Below are 17,418 nucleotides of genomic sequence, written 5' to 3'. Positions count from 1 at the left end.
AGATTCCACTTTATAGTGATCCCTGAGGTTGTTTTTTAGTTACTAAATTTCGTTTGCAGGTACAATTTCATCAAAAATTTCGTTACTATCTTCAAGTTCTTCAGCGATACCGAAGCGCCCTTTTACTTTATCAACAATCAGAGCCACTGCGTTATCACCAGAAACGTTACATGCCGTTCCAAAACTATCTTGTGTCAGGTAAAGAGCAATCATGAGACTCGCCAATGGACCGTCAGAAACGATACCAATAAGGGGCAAGAATGGAAGAGCACTCATTACTGCTCCACCTGGTGCTCCAGGGGCAGCGACCATACTGATTCCAAGAATCATGATAAATGGTGCAAGTAAGCCAAAACTGACTTCCATATTGTTCATCATTAAGATGGCAGTTGAAAATGCAGTTAAAGAAATCATACTTCCTGAGAGATGAATCGTTGCACACAAGGGAACAACGAACTCACGAATACTTTTCGATACACCGTTTTTCTTCGCCACTTCCACGTTAACCGGGATGGTAGTTGCAGATGACTGTGTCCCCGCTGCAGTGAGCCAAGCTGGGAATTGATTCTTCAAATAGGGAAGCGGATTTTTTTTTGCGATAGCACCAGCTACACCAAATTGGAAAACCAAAATGAGGAAATGCATCGCAAAAATGATTAAATACACACGCCAGAAAATAGCTAATACGCGCCATACTTCACCCGTAAAACTCATCAGCGAGAACGTTGAGGCGATGTAGTAAGGCAATAAAGGAATAACTGCTTTTTCCAGAACCATCTGAATAATAAACTGGAAGCCGTTAAAAAAATCGCCCATCATCGCACCAATTTCTGCTGTCTTCTCATTCCCACGTAAGGCTGAAATTCCCAGACCCATAATAAAGGCAAAAACTAAGGCAGACGTCACATCCAATAAAGGGAGTAGTGGAATTGTGAAAAGTGGCGCCACCGACTGCACGTTACCATCCATAATAGCTGACGTCGTTGCTTGGTCAATAAAAGTCGGAAAAACCAAGCGAGAAACAACGTAAGAGAAAGTTCCTGAGATCAAAGTAAAACCATACGCTAAACCTAACGTTAATCCCAATAACTTTCCGGCACCTGACCTCAGTTCTCCAATACCAGCTGTCACAAAAGCAATAATCATCAAAGGGATAATAAAGGAAATAAATGCTGATACAAAAGAGCTAAAGGTAACAAAAATACTGATGATGGACTCGGATGCAAAGGACCCTAATACAATACCTATAATAATACCCATAATCAATTTAGGGACTAAGCCGAGTTTCTTCTTTTCCATCAAACATCCTCCGTTCAAAATTAAAATTCGATTAAAACATGTTTCCTATCATACCGACAGATAACCTGTTTGTCAATCACATTTTGATAGCGGTGTAAAAAGAAATGAATCGGACACTTTGTTCCAGCCCACTGCGCTCCTGAAATACTACGCAGATAGTCTTCTTCCATTCTATGTTAATTTACCTTTTTGTGTTTCTTGAACGTTCCGATCCCAAAATATTTGTTGCCGGTAACCTTGAATGGATGAATCGGTTAGAGCTGATTCCAAACGTTTTTCCGTCCAAGTGGCGTAACGTTCATTTTGTTCAATACCAATATAGTTCCTTCCTAATTTTTGGGCAACGACACTGGTCGTCCCAGAACCAAGGAATGGATCTAAAATAATGTCCCCTTTATTGGAGCTGGCCAGGACAAGTTTTGCGATTAATTTTTCGGGCTTTTGAGTAGGATGAGCGGTATTTTCGGCCATAGACCAAAAAGGAATTGTAATATCATTCCAGAAATTTGATGGATATGTGTCCCGAAAATTACCAGTCTTCGTTTGTTCCCAATCTTTCGGTTTACCACCTTTCGTGTAAGGCGCCCACACTTTTTTACGCATCTTCACATCATCAACGTTAAATGTATAAGTATCACTCTTGGTACAAAACCAAATATCTTCCATACTATTCTTCCAATTGGAGCGCGATCCACGGCCTTTTTCACGTTGCCATGTTATCCGATTTTTTACTTTGAGATGCTTTGATAACAACGGTCCAATTATCAAGCTCGATTGCCAGTCACAACAAACATACAGACTACCGTTCGGTTTCAATAAGAGCACTAATAAAGACAGCCAACGTTCAGTATATTCCTCATAGTCCGTTGTTTTTTGTTTTGAAAATTGCTTGCCATGATAGGATTTGGTTAGATTGTAGGGAGGATCTACAATAATTAAGTCCGCTTTTCCTAGGGGGAGTAAAGGTAAAACTTCAAAGGTATCTCCAATAATGGTGCGATTCAAAATAGCTTGAAGTGTCTGTGGCTCAGTGACACTCATACAACGAGAAAGATAATGTTTCCCTTCTTCAACAGTTAAATCAATCGTTTTATTCCTCTTTGATTTTTGCAATTGCATCTGACTACCCACCTGCCTTTTTACCATTATATAACGCTTTCAGATATTATTATACAGCAAAATAAAGCGCATACATTTTTTGCGTGATTATAGTGCCTTTCACTCTTTTAAACAAAAAAATAAAGACCGCTTTAATCGCAATCTTTACTCTTTTGTTTCTAACGTAATCATTATTATTTCTGGACGATTCATAAATCGAAACGGGATGCCACTATTTCCAAGTCCGCGACTGACAATCATTGTCGTTTCATTCTCAACATAGGACCCTATCGAATACTTAGGGAAGAAACCTTGCCCTGGTGCGACCAATGCACCAATAAATGGCAAGCGAATTTGGCCGCCGTGTGCATGACCGCTCAGAACTAAATTAATATTTTCATCCACGTAACTGGCCATCTCTTCCGGACGATGCGACAGTAGAATCTGGAAACTATCCGGATCACTTAACTCGGTCAATTTATTATGCATCTGTTCATACTTTTCTTCGAATGAAAGAGCAGAATTAATGAAATTAGGATCTTCCAGACCTATCAGATGGATAGATTGCCCATTCTTTTCTAAGGTTAACGTACGATTATCCATCATCATAACACCAGCGGCTTCCATTTGAACGGCTAGCTCGCTGAATAAATCAAAGCGGCTTGCTTCATGATTGCCAGTCACATAATAGACAGGTGCAATTGCGCGTAAACCCTCAATGGCTTCCAAAGCAATGGCCGTATCCGGAAAGTTACTATCAATCAAATCTCCAGTCACCGCAATCAGGTCTGGTTCTTCCACAGCAACTTTATCAATCATGGCGCTACCGAAATCCTTGTTATGCAAATCTGAAACATGGGCTATTTTCATTCCCGAGAATTCAGAAGGTATCTCTTCATCTACAAGCGTAAAATAATTCACTTCCAATGCATTCGTTCCCCAGTAAATATAGCCTATCAGGAGCACAATCGTAATCAGTATTTTCTTCCACAAACTATTTTGACTCCTTATACTCTTTGATGATAGCCATAAACGTTTCGCCATAGTTAACCAGCTTACTTTGGCCCACACCATGAATATCCAGGAATTCATGGTCTGTTGTTGGCAGTTTATTTGCCATATCAATGAGACTTTTATCTGTAAAGACAACGAATGGGGGCTTGCCAATTTCTTGGGCAATTTCCAAACGTAGCTTCCGCAGCTCTTCAAACAAGCTTTCGTCGTAATCAACGGCTTCAGCAATCGTGTGCGGTACTTCTTCTACAATCTTACGGGTCATAATTAACGTATCTTCAGCCTGCAGTAAAGCATTGCTTTTTTGGGTAAAATTCAAAATTGGATACTTGTCTCCCGACAAAGTTAAGTACCCTTCGCTGAGCATCAAAGAAATGATATCTTTAATGGTGCTATCTGTATATTTTGCCATAATACCATAAGTAGATAACTGCTCAAAACGAAATTGTCTAATCCGTTCATTGTTTTTCCCACGCAACACATCTGTTACCATACCCGTACCAAAGCGTTGGTCCATGCGGTAAATGCACGACAAAATCTTTTGGCATTCTACCGTTACATCCATTGTTTCGGTCTGGCCATCACAGTTGGAACAATGCTCGCATCTTGTCCAATTCGGTGTCTCGTCAAAATAATTTAAGATATATGTCCGCAAACATTTCCCCGTTTTACAATAAGAAATCATGCGGTTCAATTTGTCTTTGGCATGTGGTTGATTTCCTTGTTCAATTAGGAAGGTATTCGTAATAATATCTTGACCCGAATACAATAGGACTGCTTCAGCAGGTGCCCCGTCTCTTCCAGCACGCCCTGCTTCTTGATAATAACTTTCCATATCCAAAGGCATGTTGTAGTGAATAACTTTTCTAACGTTCGACTTATCAATTCCCATTCCAAATGCATTCGTAGCCACAATAATTGGTTTGCGATCATAAATGAAATTGTCCTGATTTTTATTTCTTTCCTGAGTCGGAATACCCGCATGATAATACGTTGCCGGTAAACCTTTTTTAACCAGGTTATTGTACACAGATTCTACGTTTTTGCGCGTATTACAGTAAATAATCGTCGCGCCTTCTTTTCCTATGTAACGGAAGACATCTTTACTCTTTTGTTTCGAAGAAATAACTGAGAAATATAGATTCGGACGGTCAAAACTGGCTACAAACTCATGCGGACTTTGTAAGCGCAACTGTTCAGTAATATCATTTTTAACAAGTGTTGTAGCTGTCGCTGTAAAGGCGGCAAACGGTACCCCAGCACTCACAACATCGCGTAATTGGGGAATTGTTTGGTAACTCGGACGGAAATCTTGTCCCCATTGCGAAATACAGTGGGCCTCATCCACGGCAACAATATTTATATTCATATGTCCGAGCGTATTTAAGAAATGTTCGCTGGCAATGCGTTCCGGTGCTATGTACAACAAGTCATAGTAACCGAATAATGCCTTATCCATTGTCTCTCTGTAAGTTGCCGGGTCTAATTGGCTATTGATATAGCCTGCTTTTACTCCCATTGTCTGCAACGCATCAACCTGATCTTTCATCAAGGAGATTAAAGGAGAAATCACAATCCCGGTCCCTTCCTGACAAATCGCCGGAATTTGGTAGCAAAGGGATTTTCCGCCCCCTGTCGGCATAATACCTAAAACATCTTGCCCATTCATCAACGATTGAATCAACTCTTTTTGACCAGGTCGAAAAGTGTCATAACCATAATATTCTTTTAGTATTGTATCTATTGTTTTCATGTCATCGCTCCAAAAAAATCTCTTTATCCAGTATACACGATTTATACGATTTTTTTGATAAGAATCCGTTATATCTGTATTTCTTTTAATCCAGTTGCGGTCATTTCATAGACCACCTCGCATACTTCTCTTAAGAATGTCCGATCATGTGAAACCGTCAAAATAGCACCTGGAAATGAACGCAGCAGTGTTCGCAGTTCACGTTGCGACAGGGGTGAGAAGTTACGAGTCGGCTCATCCAGAAGCAGAACATTCTGACCTGTTAAATCAATCTTTATCAGAAGTAATTTAGCCTGCTGCCCGCCTGACAACGCCTTAATTGGATGCGTCATTTCTTCATGCGTGTACCGCATACTTCCGAGATACGTCATCACTTTTGTTTTCTCTTCCCAATCGCCTGATTCATTTAGAAATGTCAGTGGCGTCTCTTCCGCTGGTAAAATATCCAAGTAGTTCTGGGGCATATAGCCGGTATAAATATCTTTTCTGTCTCGCATTTCTTCCCATAATTGTTTCAACCAGGTACTTTTTCCAATTCCATTTTGTCCAATGATGCCGACTTTCTGCTTCCCTTTCAGGTGCAAACTTAAATGCGTGACCAATGTTTTCCCTTCAAACGAAACAGAAGTCTGGTCCAAATGAATAATTGTTTTTCCATCAGGTAATTCTTTGGTATTACTGAATTTCATTAGAATTGCATCTTCTTTAATGGGTATATCTTCGAAGTTATCCTTTTCGCGTTCAAAGCGTTTGCCCATTGCTTTCACGGTATGCATCTTCTTCTTCAATAAACGGGCAACACCCGGTTCTTGACGTGAGACGCTCTTTTGCGCATCGTGCACACTACTTTCTATCCGTTGATGGCGAGCCATTTGTTTTTGATACTCTTCTCTCTGTTTACTCGCAATCCGAGTTTGCATTTCAAATTTATTTTCTTTCTCATTCTGATATTCTTCGTAAGATAAACTTGAAACCGTCGCAACGGGAATCGTCTTATGACGCAACAGTTCCAACTGAATGACTTTCGTTGCGGTCGCTTTCAGCAACGATTCATCATGAGAAATAAACAGAATCGTAAGCGGGCTCGTTTTGATAAAGTCTTCCAACCATTGAACTGTTTGTAAATCTAAATCATTGGAAGGCTCATCCAATAACAGTAAATCGGGATTCTGAGCCAGAATTTTCAACAGCTGAATCTTTACTTTCTCTCCGCCTGATAAGTCGCGCAATAACTGAGAACTGGTCAAACGATCGGGATCAAACCCCATTTTTGTGACCGTTTGATACAAAAGTTGATAATCTATTTCCAGAGCATCTTCAACTCCAAAGAAGAACGCATCCAAAGTCAGATTATGTTTGTCAGCGGGCAAGGCTTGTGGCAGGTAAATGGTCTTACTGAAGTGATTAACAAGCGTGCCTTCTGCTTGAATATAACTATCAATACTTAGATCGCGATTAATCCACTTTAACAAAGTCGATTTCCCATTGCCTTCTTCGCCAATCAGGGCTACTTTGTCACCGGGATTCACGGTAAAACTCAAATCTTTGATGATTGCTTTCAAATCTTTCATATGGTGCATCGTCAGTTTTTTTACTTGTAACATAAACATTCTCCTATCTAAAAATAAAAACAGACCACCCGCAAGTTTCTGCAGACAGTCTGGTTGTGTCATTTTAAAGATAGAAGCGTTGTGTTCAGCTATTCTATCTAAAACCGTCGCAAAGAAACCTGCACTGAGGCAGAAACGTTTCTTTTCAATTACGATGGGATTAGATAGTGTACATGCACGCACAACCTTCCTGTTATTTTGGTGTCATTATAACAAGCGCTTATCTACATTGCAACGGAAAAATGTAAGCCTTTCCTAATTCACAAGATTTTGTGGTTTACCTTTTAAGTATGCCAGTGTGTTTTCGAATACGATTTCAGCACGCAGCACCATTGACTCATCTGTCAAGAAACCAACATGAGGTGTCAATACAGTGTTCTTAGCAGCTAATAATGGATAGTCTGCTGGAATCGGTGGTTCCATATCAAAAACATCCAGACCTGCCCCAGAAATTTCATCTGCGTTCAAAGCGTCGGCCAATGCATCCGAATCAATAACTGGTCCCCGCGCCGTGTTAATAATAATCGCACTTTCCTTCATTTTTGAAAGCATTTCTTTCGAAATAATACCGCGCGTGTCTTCTGTTAATGGTAAGTGAACAGAAATAATATCACTTTCTGACATGACTGTTTCCAAATCATGATATGTCATTCCGAGTGCTTTTGCTTCTTCATTCTCGCTGCGGTTGTACCCAATTAGGTTTGCACCGAATGCTTTGAACAATTCAGCTGTACGGGTCCCTAATTGCCCTGTTCCAACAATACCAACTGTTTTCCCTTTTATTTCACGGCCTTGGAATGGTCCCGAGAAATCTTTGCTGCGTACTTCGGTATTTCCGGAACTGATGCCGCGATAAACGTCCAACGTCAGCCCGATTGCTAATTCAGGAACCGATTGATTCGAATAACCAGCCGCATTTGCGATCTTAATATCTTTTTTATTGGCTGCTTCCGCGTTCACATGGTCTACACCAGTAAAAGCAATGTTAATGAACTTCAGATTTTCGCTTGCTTCAATAACTTCCGCCGGATACGGATTATTGGCAATCATGACAATATCTGCATCTTCACTGCGTTTAATCAACTCATTCGTATCTGTCGTTTTTTCCTCATAATAAACAAATTCGTGCCCCATATCTTTAATCGGTTGTGCTAATTCCTCTATCATATCTTTTGGAACACGTAAAGGTTCCAGTAATTTAATAATCATTCTATCCACCCTTTCACATCTACTACTCTCATTGTCTGAAAGATTCTGACTTTTTGCAAGTAACAGACCCCTTACTTTATCAATAAGGAAGGGGCCCAGTATTAATTCCAATTTTTATTTAGATAACCCTTTACATTTATCAAAGTATCATGTATAGTTAGTTTTATAGTAATTTTGTTATCGAAATAAGATTGTAAGTTATTCATGTAGATGATTAATTCTCTCTTTATTTTTGAACGAAGTATTATAAATATAACGTGCAAAAGCACATATGGAGGAATTTCATTATGAATAACGGTACAGTAAAATGGTTTAACGCAGAAAAAGGCTTTGGTTTTATCGAATGTGAAGGTTCTGACGATGTATTCGTACACTTCTCAGCAATCCAATCTGAAGGTTTCAAATCTTTAGACGAAGGACAAGCAGTTACTTTTGAAGTAGAACAAGGTAACCGTGGACCACAAGCAGTTAACGTTCATAAAGCTTAATTTAAACTTTAACTTATCAAACACCTCAGCGATTTCGTTGAGGTTTTTTTCTATTCACTCTCACCCTTCCGCACTCAGACGGGATTTCGGGTTTGGGTTAACATCATCCAAATAAAAGAGTTCCAGCCCCTTCGTAAATAAGGATCTGGAACTCTTTTTTTGTTATTCCTACTCAATAGTCACTGTTGAGCATTTTGATGTTACTTGGATGAAGGAAACATCACGACTGATAACTTTGAGGGGTTTAGAAATATACTAAAAAGAAGCATAAGGGCTATACGCCCTCTGCTTCTTTCAATAGTGTCATGCTAAAAATTTGCCTCTGGTCACACAAATTTATTATCTTATTGAGCGCGCATCCCATCGACCAGATCTTTCATCAATGGTTTTAACCAGGAAGCTAAGTTATCTAATTGGAAACCAGCTTCAGCGATTTTATCAGAGTTCAGGTACCAGTGATGACGTGTGTTAAACGGTGAGCCCGTGATGGTTTCATCCGTATAGTCAACCTTGATTGTTTGACCCGTCATTTCTTCGAGCCATTCGATAAATGTTTGACGAGTGATTGCGTCATGTGAACTAATATTAAAGCTACCTGCTTGTTCGTTCTCAATTGCCCAAACAATCGCATTGGCTGCACTGCTTCCTTTAACAAAGTTTATTTTGGCATCTGGATTGTTGAACTGAATGGTTTCGTGTTTCAGTGCTTTATCAACATACGAATGCAGACGTTTCGTATAATCATCGTTATCTAGCACAATCGGGAAACGAAAAGCTGTCACTTGGAAAGGTGCTTGAGTGAACAAAACTTGTTCAGCTTGGCGTTTGCCTTCACCGTAATCAACAGTTTTATGCGGATTAATTTCGTAAGTTAATGGATTGAAATCCGCTTCTACATAACCATCTTTATCCCCCATATAAGTTGCGAGTGATGACGTGAAATAATAGTGCTTTAATTGTTGACCCAATTTTTCAATGCGGATATGAGCATCTTCGGCGTTGTAACAAATATTATCAAACACCGCATCCCACTGTTGGGCTTGAACCGCTTGCCAGCCTGCATGTAAAGAATCACTCGCATCTAACACGATATGTTGCACTTTATCTTCAAATGGAATTGGATTATTTCCTCGCGTCGCGACAGTCACCTCATAACCTTTGTCTAATAATAATTGAACTGCTTTCTTGCCAAAGAAATTCGTTCCGCCTAACACAAGTATTTTTTTCATATCATTCACCTTTTCTGATTTCATTCAATTTATTTTTTACAATAGTCCTAGAATATACAACTCACTCATAGTTGTCTACTTTAAGCTACTAATTAAAACAGCGACAACCCTTTAGTCTAAAAGGTTGTCGCTGTTTTACTTTTATTTTACTCCCACTCTGTTTTAAGGGTATGGCATATAAGCGAAAATGCTGTAATATCAAGGATTTTGGAAACGTATAAAATCGAATAAATTATATTTAAAAAAATAAAAAGTGCAATAAAAGTGCAGTATTTGCACCTAAGCAGACCTGATTAAATTCGAAATGGAATTCTAAACTCAATATTCATTTAAATGATAGACGTTCATAATGAGCGTCTATTTTTTATGCTTTGAAAGGTTGTGATACTAACAAATTTTTAAATGAATAAAGTAAGCCAAAAATATTTTATGTGAGAAAGGAACGATACACTTATGGAATTAAAATATGTCATTCCCAATATGGAAAAAACATTTGGTCAATTAGAATATGCTGGTGAAGGGAATATTGAACAACGTCGAGTCAATGGCAGACCAACTATTCTCTCTCGTAGCTACAATTTATACTCAACGATTCAACGAGCAGATGATATTGTTGTCATTCTTCCCTCCGAAGCTGGCGAGAAACATTTTGAATCCGACGAAAAAGTCAGACTCATCAACCCACGTATTACCGCAGAAGGTTATAAAATTGGCAATAGAGGATTTACCAATTACATTATGCACGCAGACGATATGGTGAAAGCTTAAGAAAGGAAAGGTGAAAAAATATGAGATTAGCAGAAGGTATTGTGATTGAAAAAGACCAGACATTTGGCACATTGAAATTTTCCGCTTTACGTCGTGAGGTTCGTATTCAAAATGAAGATGGTTCGGTTTCCGAAGAAATTAAAGAACGTACCTATGACTTAAAATCAAAAGGACAAGGACGCATGATACAAGTCAGTATCCCCGCTTCTGTTCCTTTGAAAGAATTTGACTACAACGCAGAAGTGGAATTAATCAATCCTGTGGCAGATACCGTAGCGACGGCTACTTTTCGAGGGGCAGACGTTGATTGGTACGTGAAAGCAGACGATCTTGTATTAAAAGGACAGACAAAACCTCATCAGAAATATAAAAAAGAAGCGTCCGAAAGTGAAAAATAGGTGTTGCTTATGACAAACACACCATTGATTTTGAAAGAAATTCCGAAAGATGAAGCCATTTCTTTTATTCGGCAATACCATTATTCAAAGATACTCCCTAGATTGTGTAAATACTTTCTAGGGATTTTTTCAGAAGAAAAATTATTAGGCGTTGTGGAATTAGGCTGGGGTACGCAACCCCTACAAACCATACGCAAACTCTTTCCCGACAGTTCCCTTCAAACCACAGATTATTTAGAAATTGGAAAGATGTGTTTTCTTCCAGAAATGAATCAAACCAATTATTTTGGCAGTCAAGCTCTTTCAGCTCTAATTAAGTGGTTGAAAGAACATACGGACTGTCATTTTTTATATACATTGGCAGATGGAATTGAGGGAAAATGTGGCTATGTCTATCAAGCGTCCAACTTCTTTTACTGCGGGTATTTCAAGACAAGTGTCTATCGTGATAAACAGTCATGGGAAAAGATACACCCTCGAAGTGCTCGCCTTTTATTAGAGGAAAATGCTCGTTTTGAACAGGTAGAGAAAAAGCATTGGCTTTCCCAGGCATTTTGCGAATACAAAGGGATTGAGAAAATCAATGGACGCATGTTTCGCTATCTCTATCCGTTGACAAAAGAAGCGAAAAAACTGTTAGGACACACGCTCTATCGACGTCATTATTATCCGAAAGAAAAAGATTTACGCTTTGAAAAGCGAATCGCTTATCGGAAATATGAAGCCATTTCTCAACCAACTTTTGATAAACAGGCTCGTATCTACAATACACAATTATTTTGATAGATGGAAAGGAGGATTTTTATGCCATTGCTTCATGACAGAGGAAAGCGAATCAAAGCCAACGATAAGGACTTGGTCTATCATTTTGTGCTGATTTCATTGCTGATAGTTTTTCTAGTCGTTCTACTCCCTTTTCATTGGAGAACGTTACAATCGGTGAATTGGCAAACAGTTCAGTTAGATACATTTTTCTATCAACTGCATACGCCATACTTTTGGAGCAGTATTCTCACTGCTTTTTTTGTATGCGGACTCATCAGCTGGCTCTATTATCACTATCGCATAGATTCTATAAAACAGTTAGAGCACCGTCAAAAGTTAGCTCGTATGATTTTAGAAAACCATTGGTATGAAGCCGAAGAAACTCAATCAGAGGGATTCTTTAAAGACTTATCCAGCAAGAAAACCAAACAACGAATCCGCCATTTTCCTAAAATGTATTACCGAATGAAAGATGGACTGATCCATATTCATGTAGAAATCACTTTAGGGAAATATCAAGATCAGCTCTTGCACTTAGAAAACAAACTAGAAACAGGCTTGTATTGTGAATTAGTGGAAAAAACGTTGAAAGATTCTTATGTAGAGTATGTTCTACTTTATGACACCATTGGCAATCGAATTGGCATTGAAGATGTGGTAGCTCAAGATGGACGTGTCAAATTGATGGAATCGGTCTATTGGGAGTTTGATTCTCTCCCTCACATGTTAATTGCTGGGGGCACGGGTAGTGGAAAATCCTATTTTATTCTCACATTGATTGAATCTCTCCTGCATACAAATGCGAAGCTTTATATTCTCGACCCTAAAAATGCTGATTTGGCAGACTTAGGAGCGGTCATAGATAATGTCTATTACCGTAAAGACGATATGCTGGCATGTATTAGTCAATTTTACGACGATATGATTGCCCGTAGTGAAACCATGAAGCAACACCCGAACTACAAAACAGGAGAAAATTATGCGTATCTTGGTCTACCTGCGAACTTCCTGATTTTTGATGAATATGTGGCGATGATGGATATGTTAGGTCGTGATAGTGCACAAGTTATGAATAAACTCAAACAAATTGTTATGCTCGGACGACAAGCAGGCTTCTTTTTAATTCTTGCCTGTCAGCGTCCAGACGCAAAATATTTTAGTGATGGTATTCGAGATAACTTTAACTTCCGTGTGGCTTTGGGTCGTATGTCTGAAATGGGCTTCGGTATGATGTTTGGAAGCGATACACAAAAACAATTTTTCTTAAAACCCATCAAGGGAAGAGGTTATGTGGATACAGGAAAAAGTGTGATTAGTGAGTTTTATACACCCCTTGTACCAAAAAGGTATGATTTCTTAGGAGAAATAGGAAAAGTCATTCAAAAAAAGCAATCTGAGCCTGTACCGCACGAAGTGAAAGGTACAGGTTCAGACTTGCTTTGATTGGTGTGGCGTTAGCCACGCCAATCCTTTAGCCCCCTCTACCTAACAGGGGGGCACAAATACAACTGAAAACAGGCAATTCTCATCAACCAATGTTGATGGTACAAGGAATTGCGGAAAATAGGAAAGATGTAAACTCAAGGGTCATAGTTTACATCTTTTTTAGATTGGAGGTTTGCGAATGGAAAACGAAAAAATTTGGATTAAGGAATTGAAAGAAAAGCGACTGGCTTATGGCGTTTCTCAAAATAAACTGGCGCTTGCTTCTCATATTACCAGACCTTACCTATCGGATATTGAAACAGGCAAGGCAGTCCCTACTCAACAGGTGAAAGAAGATTTACTGAACGCTTTGGAACGCTTCAATCCCGATAACCCATTGGAGATGTTATTCGACTATGTACGGATTCGATTCCCTACCAATGATGTGTCTCAAATTATCGGTGAGGTTTTACGCTTGAATATGGATTATATGCTACACGAAGACTTTGGCTATTATTCTTATCCCGAACACTATCGTTTCGGTGATATTGTTGTCCTAGTCTCTCATGATGTAAGTAAAGGGGTTTTATTAGAACTGAAAGGAAAAGGCTGTCGGCAATTTGAAAACTTTCTATTGGCTCAACATCGGAGCTGGTATGGTTTCTTTCAAGATTGCATGGAACATAAAGGTATTTTCAAACGCTTGGATTTAGCCATCAACGATAAAACAGGGATTTTGAATATTCCAGAATTGGCAAAGAAATGTAAACAGGAAGAATGTATTTCCGTCTTTCGGAGCTTTAAAAATTATCGCAGTGGTGAATTGGTTCACCGTGATGAAAAACCAGACATGGGAAACACCCTTTATATTGGCTCATTAAAAAGCGAAGTCTATTTCTGTATATATGAGAAAGATTATGAGCAATACGTGAAAAATGATATTGCCTTAGAAGACGCAGAAATAAAGAATCGCTTTGAAATTCGTTTGAAAAACGACAGAGCCACTCAAGCCATGAAAGATTTGTTGGAACATCAAAATGCAGAAAAAACAGCGTTTGAGATTATCAATCGTTATATTCGCTTTGCCGATAAGGACGAAACCAAGCGACGGAGTGATTGGCAAACCAATGAACGCTGGGAATGGTTTATCGGCAAAAATCGTGGAGCATTACGCCTAACCATACAGCCAGAACCTTATTCTTTTGAACGAACATTGAACTGGTTACATCATCAAGTCGCCCCTACATTAAAAGTCGCAAGCATTTTAGATATTCTCAACGGTACAACCATTATTTCCACCATGATTCATGAAGCCAAACTGACAGAAAAACATGAGAAATTAATTGAACAACAACATCTAGGCATGGAGGATTTGATTACATGAGCCTCTTAACAGAAGAATTAAAGAAGTTAGGGTTTCAAGCGTATATACAAAATACAGGGAAATATACGTCTCTCATTATTGAGGGAAAACGGCAAGCTGGTGATACCATCTATACCTATGATTTTTACAAAGTGAGCTTTTATAAGAATTATACCAGTCGAATAACTGTTTATGGAGAGCATTTAACTCCTTTTCAATTATTAAAGCGTGTAAAAAGCTATATCTACTATCGAGAAAAATATCTTAAGGAAAGGAGGACAATCACATGAATTTTGGGCAGAATTTGTACAACTGGTTCTTGGATAATGCACAGTCATTGGTATTGTTAGCGATTGTCGTCATTGGACTGTTTTTAGGTTTTAAACGAGAATTTTCAAAACTTATTGGCTTTTTGATTATTGCTTTAATCGCCGTCGGACTTGTGTTCAATGCAGCTGGCGTGAAAGATGTGTTATTAAACTTATTTAACCGAATCATTGGTGCTTAACAGATATTTTTCATGATAAAATAGGAAGTATATATTTTGTTATGAAAGGATCCATGAATATGTTTACAAATGATCAATTTAAATCTCTTTTAATTAAAACATTAGAAAGAAAGAGCTCTTCAAATTATTATGAAGGAGGTAACGAGATTGTTTCTAAAATGAAAATATCAGAGGTAACTTTAGATGAGACTAACGAGTTTACTTATTATAAAGGATACAAAAGGGATTGGAATACGCTTTGCACCTATCTTAAAATAAGAGCTCCTTTTGATGATTTAGACTTTTTTGAAAGTCATAAAGATTTGCTTACCCAGACAGCAAGCTCCATATATGATAAACAAGGTGATAATGTATTAGTGGATACTATTTTAGTACCACTTCCAGAGAATTACGAAGTAATTAACTTTAGTCAGTTGAAAATTAGTGATGTGATTTCACAAGCTATTGAAGACGCTGAGTCTTTCATGAGTAATGGTGAATATCAACGTGCCTTTGACAGAGTTCACACTGCTTTTCATGGATATTTAATTGAAATACTAAAAAAATATGAAATTACAGTTCCTAGAGACGAAAATCTATCTAAATTATATAGTAGGATACAACAATTAATTGAAAAAGAAATTCAACCTACTGAACTTGCTGATATAGTGAAGACAACGATAAGGTCATCAAATGGAATGATTAGCTCTCTTAATGAAGCAAGAAATAGGCATTCACTTGCACATCCTAATACAAATATTATTGGAAAGAGAGAAGCAAAACTAATAATAGGTATTTCAAGTACAGTTACAGATTATATTAGCGGATACCTTGATAAGTAGCGTCATTAACTGATTGCTACTTTTTTTTTGACTATATTTTATAAAAAGGATGTGATAAGAATTGGAATTGAAAGTCTATGTGGCAAATTTGGGACGGTATAATGAAGGTGAATTAGTTGGATCATGGTTTACTCCACCAATTGATGAGGAAGAAATGGCAGAAAGAATCGGTTTAAATGAGAACTACGAAGAATACGCCATACATGATTTTGAGCTTCCTTTTGATGTGGACGAATACACGCCAATTAGTGAAATCAACCGTCTATGTGAAGCCATTCAAGAAATCGAAGGTACACCTATTTATAATGAACTCAAAGAAATTCAAGGCATGTGGTTTAGTAGCTTGGAAGAATTACTGGAAAACAAAGAGAATATTCATTGTTATAGTGAATGTGATTCTATGGAAGATGTCGCCCGTTATTATGTGGAAGAAACAGGACAACTTGGTGAAGTACCTTCTAATTTACAAAATTATATTGATTATCAAGCTTTGGGACGTGATATGGAAATAGAGGGAAATTATCTTATCACCTCTCATGGAGTATTTGAGTATTCTAATTAACATGGATTACTCTAAACTAGCAATACTGCTATAATAATTTTATACGTTCTGAATTAAGGAGGATTGTTCAATTGGTAATAATAGATGTTTATGGGAAAATAACAAAAATAAAATTGTCAGATAAATTGAAACTATATATATCTAATGTTTCTGATGACTGGAAGGAAAGCATTATAGAAGACATGTTACAAGAAATTCGACAACAAAAAGTTGACATGGCAGATAATTTGAAAAGGTATGGTAAAACATTTCAAACAGAATATTCTATATCTTATTTGAAAGAAATCGTTCACGCCAATGTTGAAGACTATACAAAATATAATTTAGATTCTATTGAGTCATGTCTTCAATGCCTTGTTGATAATATGATATGTCTATTCTTTGACTATGAATATCAGGATATGCCTTTTTTTGATTGGACAAGCAATTGCTTTGATGGTCGTTTTTGTGAAGAGGATTACGCTGAAAAAGTGATGTATTTTAGTAACTTTGTAAATCATGATATACAAAATGGTATTCATATGAACTGCATTTATACAAGTAATATGAATCCTAAAGAGCATACTAGGATATTATCAAATCTAAGTTTTAGAATTGATTCAAACTTTAAAGGGTGCAGGACTACAGACGACTACATTACGGAACTTAAAAAAATGGGCAACCGAATTGATTCTATACTAAAATCGGAAAACGATTATTACAAATTAGATTATATTATGAACGGGATATATAGTGATAATAGTTATAATCAAAATCATTATTTAAAGACTTTTACTTTGTTAGAACTTGTATTATTAAAACCAAATCAGAATACAAATGAAATTGACAAATTACTAATACCTTATCTTGATAAGAAATATGGAGAGGTTTCGAGTGAAGTAGCAAAATTATTAAGACAAATGAGAAATAAAATCGGACATGGTGATTTCAAAGGTTTTAACGAAAAAGCAGAAAAATTCGCTCAAAAATTTATGAAACACTTTCATTTTGACTATACAGAATACAGTAGATTAAATTGGGTATTACTTCATACCTGCTGTCTTTTAGATGATTTACTCAGAATAACTATTTTTCAACAATTAAAAGTCACAAAATAATTATTATTTTA

The 17,418-nt window shown here is 37.6% G+C and carries 17 protein-coding genes; 10 read left to right on the top strand and 7 right to left on the bottom strand.

What is annotated here, in order from left to right; genetic code table 11:
* Nucleotides 1-42 precede the first annotated feature (42 nt).
* The 6 genes from G7058_RS10205 to G7058_RS10180 all read right to left on the bottom strand — a co-directional run bounded on the left by G7058_RS10205 (nt 43) and on the right by G7058_RS10180 (nt 7,983).
* Nucleotides 43-1,299, bottom strand: a complete 1,257-nt coding sequence (locus G7058_RS10205) for a dicarboxylate/amino acid:cation symporter (RefSeq protein ID WP_166063426.1) — start codon at nt 1,297-1,299, stop codon at nt 43-45.
* Between the two features lie 171 nt (nt 1,300-1,470).
* Nucleotides 1,471-2,418, bottom strand: a complete 948-nt coding sequence (locus G7058_RS10200) for a DNA-methyltransferase (protein ID WP_166063425.1) — start codon at nt 2,416-2,418, stop codon at nt 1,471-1,473.
* A gap of 144 nt (nt 2,419-2,562) precedes the next feature.
* Complete coding sequence (locus G7058_RS10195) at nt 2,563-3,390, bottom strand: metallophosphoesterase (protein ID WP_227004441.1); 828 nt, start codon at nt 3,388-3,390, stop codon at nt 2,563-2,565.
* 1 nt (nt 3,391) lies between these two features.
* Nucleotides 3,392-5,164, bottom strand: coding sequence for a DNA helicase RecQ (gene recQ, locus G7058_RS10190; protein WP_166063423.1), 1,773 nt, complete (start codon nt 5,162-5,164; stop codon nt 3,392-3,394).
* Between the two features lie 68 nt (nt 5,165-5,232).
* On the bottom strand, nt 5,233-6,768 hold the full coding sequence (locus tag G7058_RS10185) for an ATP-binding cassette domain-containing protein (RefSeq protein ID WP_166063421.1): 1,536 nt from the start codon (nt 6,766-6,768) through the stop codon (nt 5,233-5,235).
* 261 nt (nt 6,769-7,029) lie between these two features.
* Nucleotides 7,030-7,983, bottom strand: a complete 954-nt coding sequence (locus G7058_RS10180) for a 2-hydroxyacid dehydrogenase (RefSeq protein WP_166063420.1) — start codon at nt 7,981-7,983, stop codon at nt 7,030-7,032.
* A 287-nt stretch (nt 7,984-8,270) separates the two neighbouring features.
* On the opposite strand from G7058_RS10180, the gene G7058_RS10175 reads away from it, so the two are divergent.
* Nucleotides 8,271-8,471 carry a cold-shock protein gene (locus tag G7058_RS10175; RefSeq protein WP_076768310.1) on the top strand — a complete coding sequence of 67 codons (201 nt, stop codon included), beginning with the start codon at nt 8,271-8,273 and terminating at the stop codon, nt 8,469-8,471.
* A 344-nt stretch (nt 8,472-8,815) separates the two neighbouring features.
* Here the strand turns inward: G7058_RS10175 and G7058_RS10170 are convergent, their stop codons facing one another.
* The gene (locus tag G7058_RS10170) at nt 8,816-9,700 is read right to left on the bottom strand and encodes an NAD-dependent epimerase/dehydratase family protein (protein WP_166063419.1); all 885 of its coding nucleotides are present in this window, start codon (nt 9,698-9,700) and stop codon (nt 8,816-8,818) included.
* Between the two features lie 453 nt (nt 9,701-10,153).
* On the opposite strand from G7058_RS10170, the gene G7058_RS10165 reads away from it, so the two are divergent.
* The 9 genes from G7058_RS10165 (at nt 10,154) to G7058_RS10120 (ending at nt 17,407) form a co-directional block, all read left to right on the top strand.
* Nucleotides 10,154-10,468 (top strand): YdcP family protein, encoded by a 315-nt coding sequence (locus G7058_RS10165; RefSeq protein WP_000421280.1) that lies wholly within the window; start codon nt 10,154-10,156, stop codon nt 10,466-10,468.
* 20 nt (nt 10,469-10,488) lie between these two features.
* Nucleotides 10,489-10,866 (top strand): YdcP family protein, encoded by a 378-nt coding sequence (locus G7058_RS10160; RefSeq protein WP_001234189.1) that lies wholly within the window; start codon nt 10,489-10,491, stop codon nt 10,864-10,866.
* Nucleotides 10,867-10,875: 9 nt separating this feature from the next.
* Nucleotides 10,876-11,649: a Mom family adenine methylcarbamoylation protein gene (locus tag G7058_RS10155; RefSeq protein ID WP_000185760.1), complete on the top strand. Its 774-nt coding sequence runs from the start codon at nt 10,876-10,878 to the stop codon at nt 11,647-11,649.
* Between the two features lie 21 nt (nt 11,650-11,670).
* A complete protein-coding gene (locus G7058_RS10150) occupies nt 11,671-13,074 on the top strand; it encodes an FtsK/SpoIIIE domain-containing protein (protein WP_001130247.1) in 1,404 nt (467 codons plus the stop codon).
* 181 nt (nt 13,075-13,255) lie between these two features.
* Nucleotides 13,256-14,440 carry a MobT family relaxase gene (mobT, locus tag G7058_RS10145; RefSeq protein WP_166063418.1) on the top strand — a complete coding sequence of 395 codons (1,185 nt, stop codon included), beginning with the start codon at nt 13,256-13,258 and terminating at the stop codon, nt 14,438-14,440.
* A gap of 265 nt (nt 14,441-14,705) precedes the next feature.
* Nucleotides 14,706-14,927, top strand: coding sequence for a hypothetical protein (locus tag G7058_RS10135; RefSeq protein ID WP_001009054.1), 222 nt, complete (start codon nt 14,706-14,708; stop codon nt 14,925-14,927).
* Nucleotides 14,928-14,986: 59 nt separating this feature from the next.
* Nucleotides 14,987-15,748, top strand: coding sequence for an abortive infection family protein (locus G7058_RS10130; RefSeq protein WP_000494842.1), 762 nt, complete (start codon nt 14,987-14,989; stop codon nt 15,746-15,748).
* Between the two features lie 61 nt (nt 15,749-15,809).
* On the top strand, nt 15,810-16,310 hold the full coding sequence (locus tag G7058_RS10125; RefSeq protein ID WP_000421245.1) for an antirestriction protein ArdA: 501 nt from the start codon (nt 15,810-15,812) through the stop codon (nt 16,308-16,310).
* Nucleotides 16,311-16,381: 71 nt separating this feature from the next.
* Nucleotides 16,382-17,407 (top strand): hypothetical protein, encoded by a 1,026-nt coding sequence (locus tag G7058_RS10120; protein ID WP_000234705.1) that lies wholly within the window; start codon nt 16,382-16,384, stop codon nt 17,405-17,407.
* Nucleotides 17,408-17,418: the final 11 nt, after the last annotated feature.

Source organism: Jeotgalibaca porci (assembly GCF_011299095.1).
GTDB lineage: Bacteria > Bacillota > Bacilli > Lactobacillales > Aerococcaceae > Jeotgalibaca > Jeotgalibaca porci.
This window is presented reverse-complemented; position numbering and strand designations above follow the sequence as displayed.

Excerpts from the sequence above, each read along its gene's own strand:
- G7058_RS10205 (WP_166063426.1), bottom strand. The coding sequence starts at position 1,299 with ATGGAAAAGAAGAAACTCGGCTTAGTCCCTAAATTGATTATGGGTATT.
- G7058_RS10200 (WP_166063425.1), bottom strand. The coding sequence starts at position 2,418 with ATGCAATTGCAAAAATCAAAGAGGAATAAAACGATTGATTTAACTGTT.
- recQ (WP_166063423.1), bottom strand. The coding sequence starts at position 5,164 with ATGAAAACAATAGATACAATACTAAAAGAATATTATGGTTATGACACT.
- G7058_RS10185 (WP_166063421.1), bottom strand. The coding sequence starts at position 6,768 with ATGTTACAAGTAAAAAAACTGACGATGCACCATATGAAAGATTTGAAA.
- G7058_RS10180 (WP_166063420.1), bottom strand. The coding sequence starts at position 7,983 with ATGATTATTAAATTACTGGAACCTTTACGTGTTCCAAAAGATATGATA.
- G7058_RS10175 (WP_076768310.1), top strand. The coding sequence starts at position 8,271 with ATGAATAACGGTACAGTAAAATGGTTTAACGCAGAAAAAGGCTTTGGT.
- G7058_RS10170 (WP_166063419.1), bottom strand. The coding sequence starts at position 9,700 with ATGAAAAAAATACTTGTGTTAGGCGGAACGAATTTCTTTGGCAAGAAA.
- G7058_RS10165 (WP_000421280.1), top strand. The coding sequence starts at position 10,154 with ATGGAATTAAAATATGTCATTCCCAATATGGAAAAAACATTTGGTCAA.
- G7058_RS10160 (WP_001234189.1), top strand. The coding sequence starts at position 10,489 with ATGAGATTAGCAGAAGGTATTGTGATTGAAAAAGACCAGACATTTGGC.
- G7058_RS10155 (WP_000185760.1), top strand. The coding sequence starts at position 10,876 with ATGACAAACACACCATTGATTTTGAAAGAAATTCCGAAAGATGAAGCC.
- G7058_RS10150 (WP_001130247.1), top strand. The coding sequence starts at position 11,671 with ATGCCATTGCTTCATGACAGAGGAAAGCGAATCAAAGCCAACGATAAG.
- mobT (WP_166063418.1), top strand. The coding sequence starts at position 13,256 with ATGGAAAACGAAAAAATTTGGATTAAGGAATTGAAAGAAAAGCGACTG.
- G7058_RS10135 (WP_001009054.1), top strand. The coding sequence starts at position 14,706 with ATGAATTTTGGGCAGAATTTGTACAACTGGTTCTTGGATAATGCACAG.
- G7058_RS10130 (WP_000494842.1), top strand. The coding sequence starts at position 14,987 with ATGTTTACAAATGATCAATTTAAATCTCTTTTAATTAAAACATTAGAA.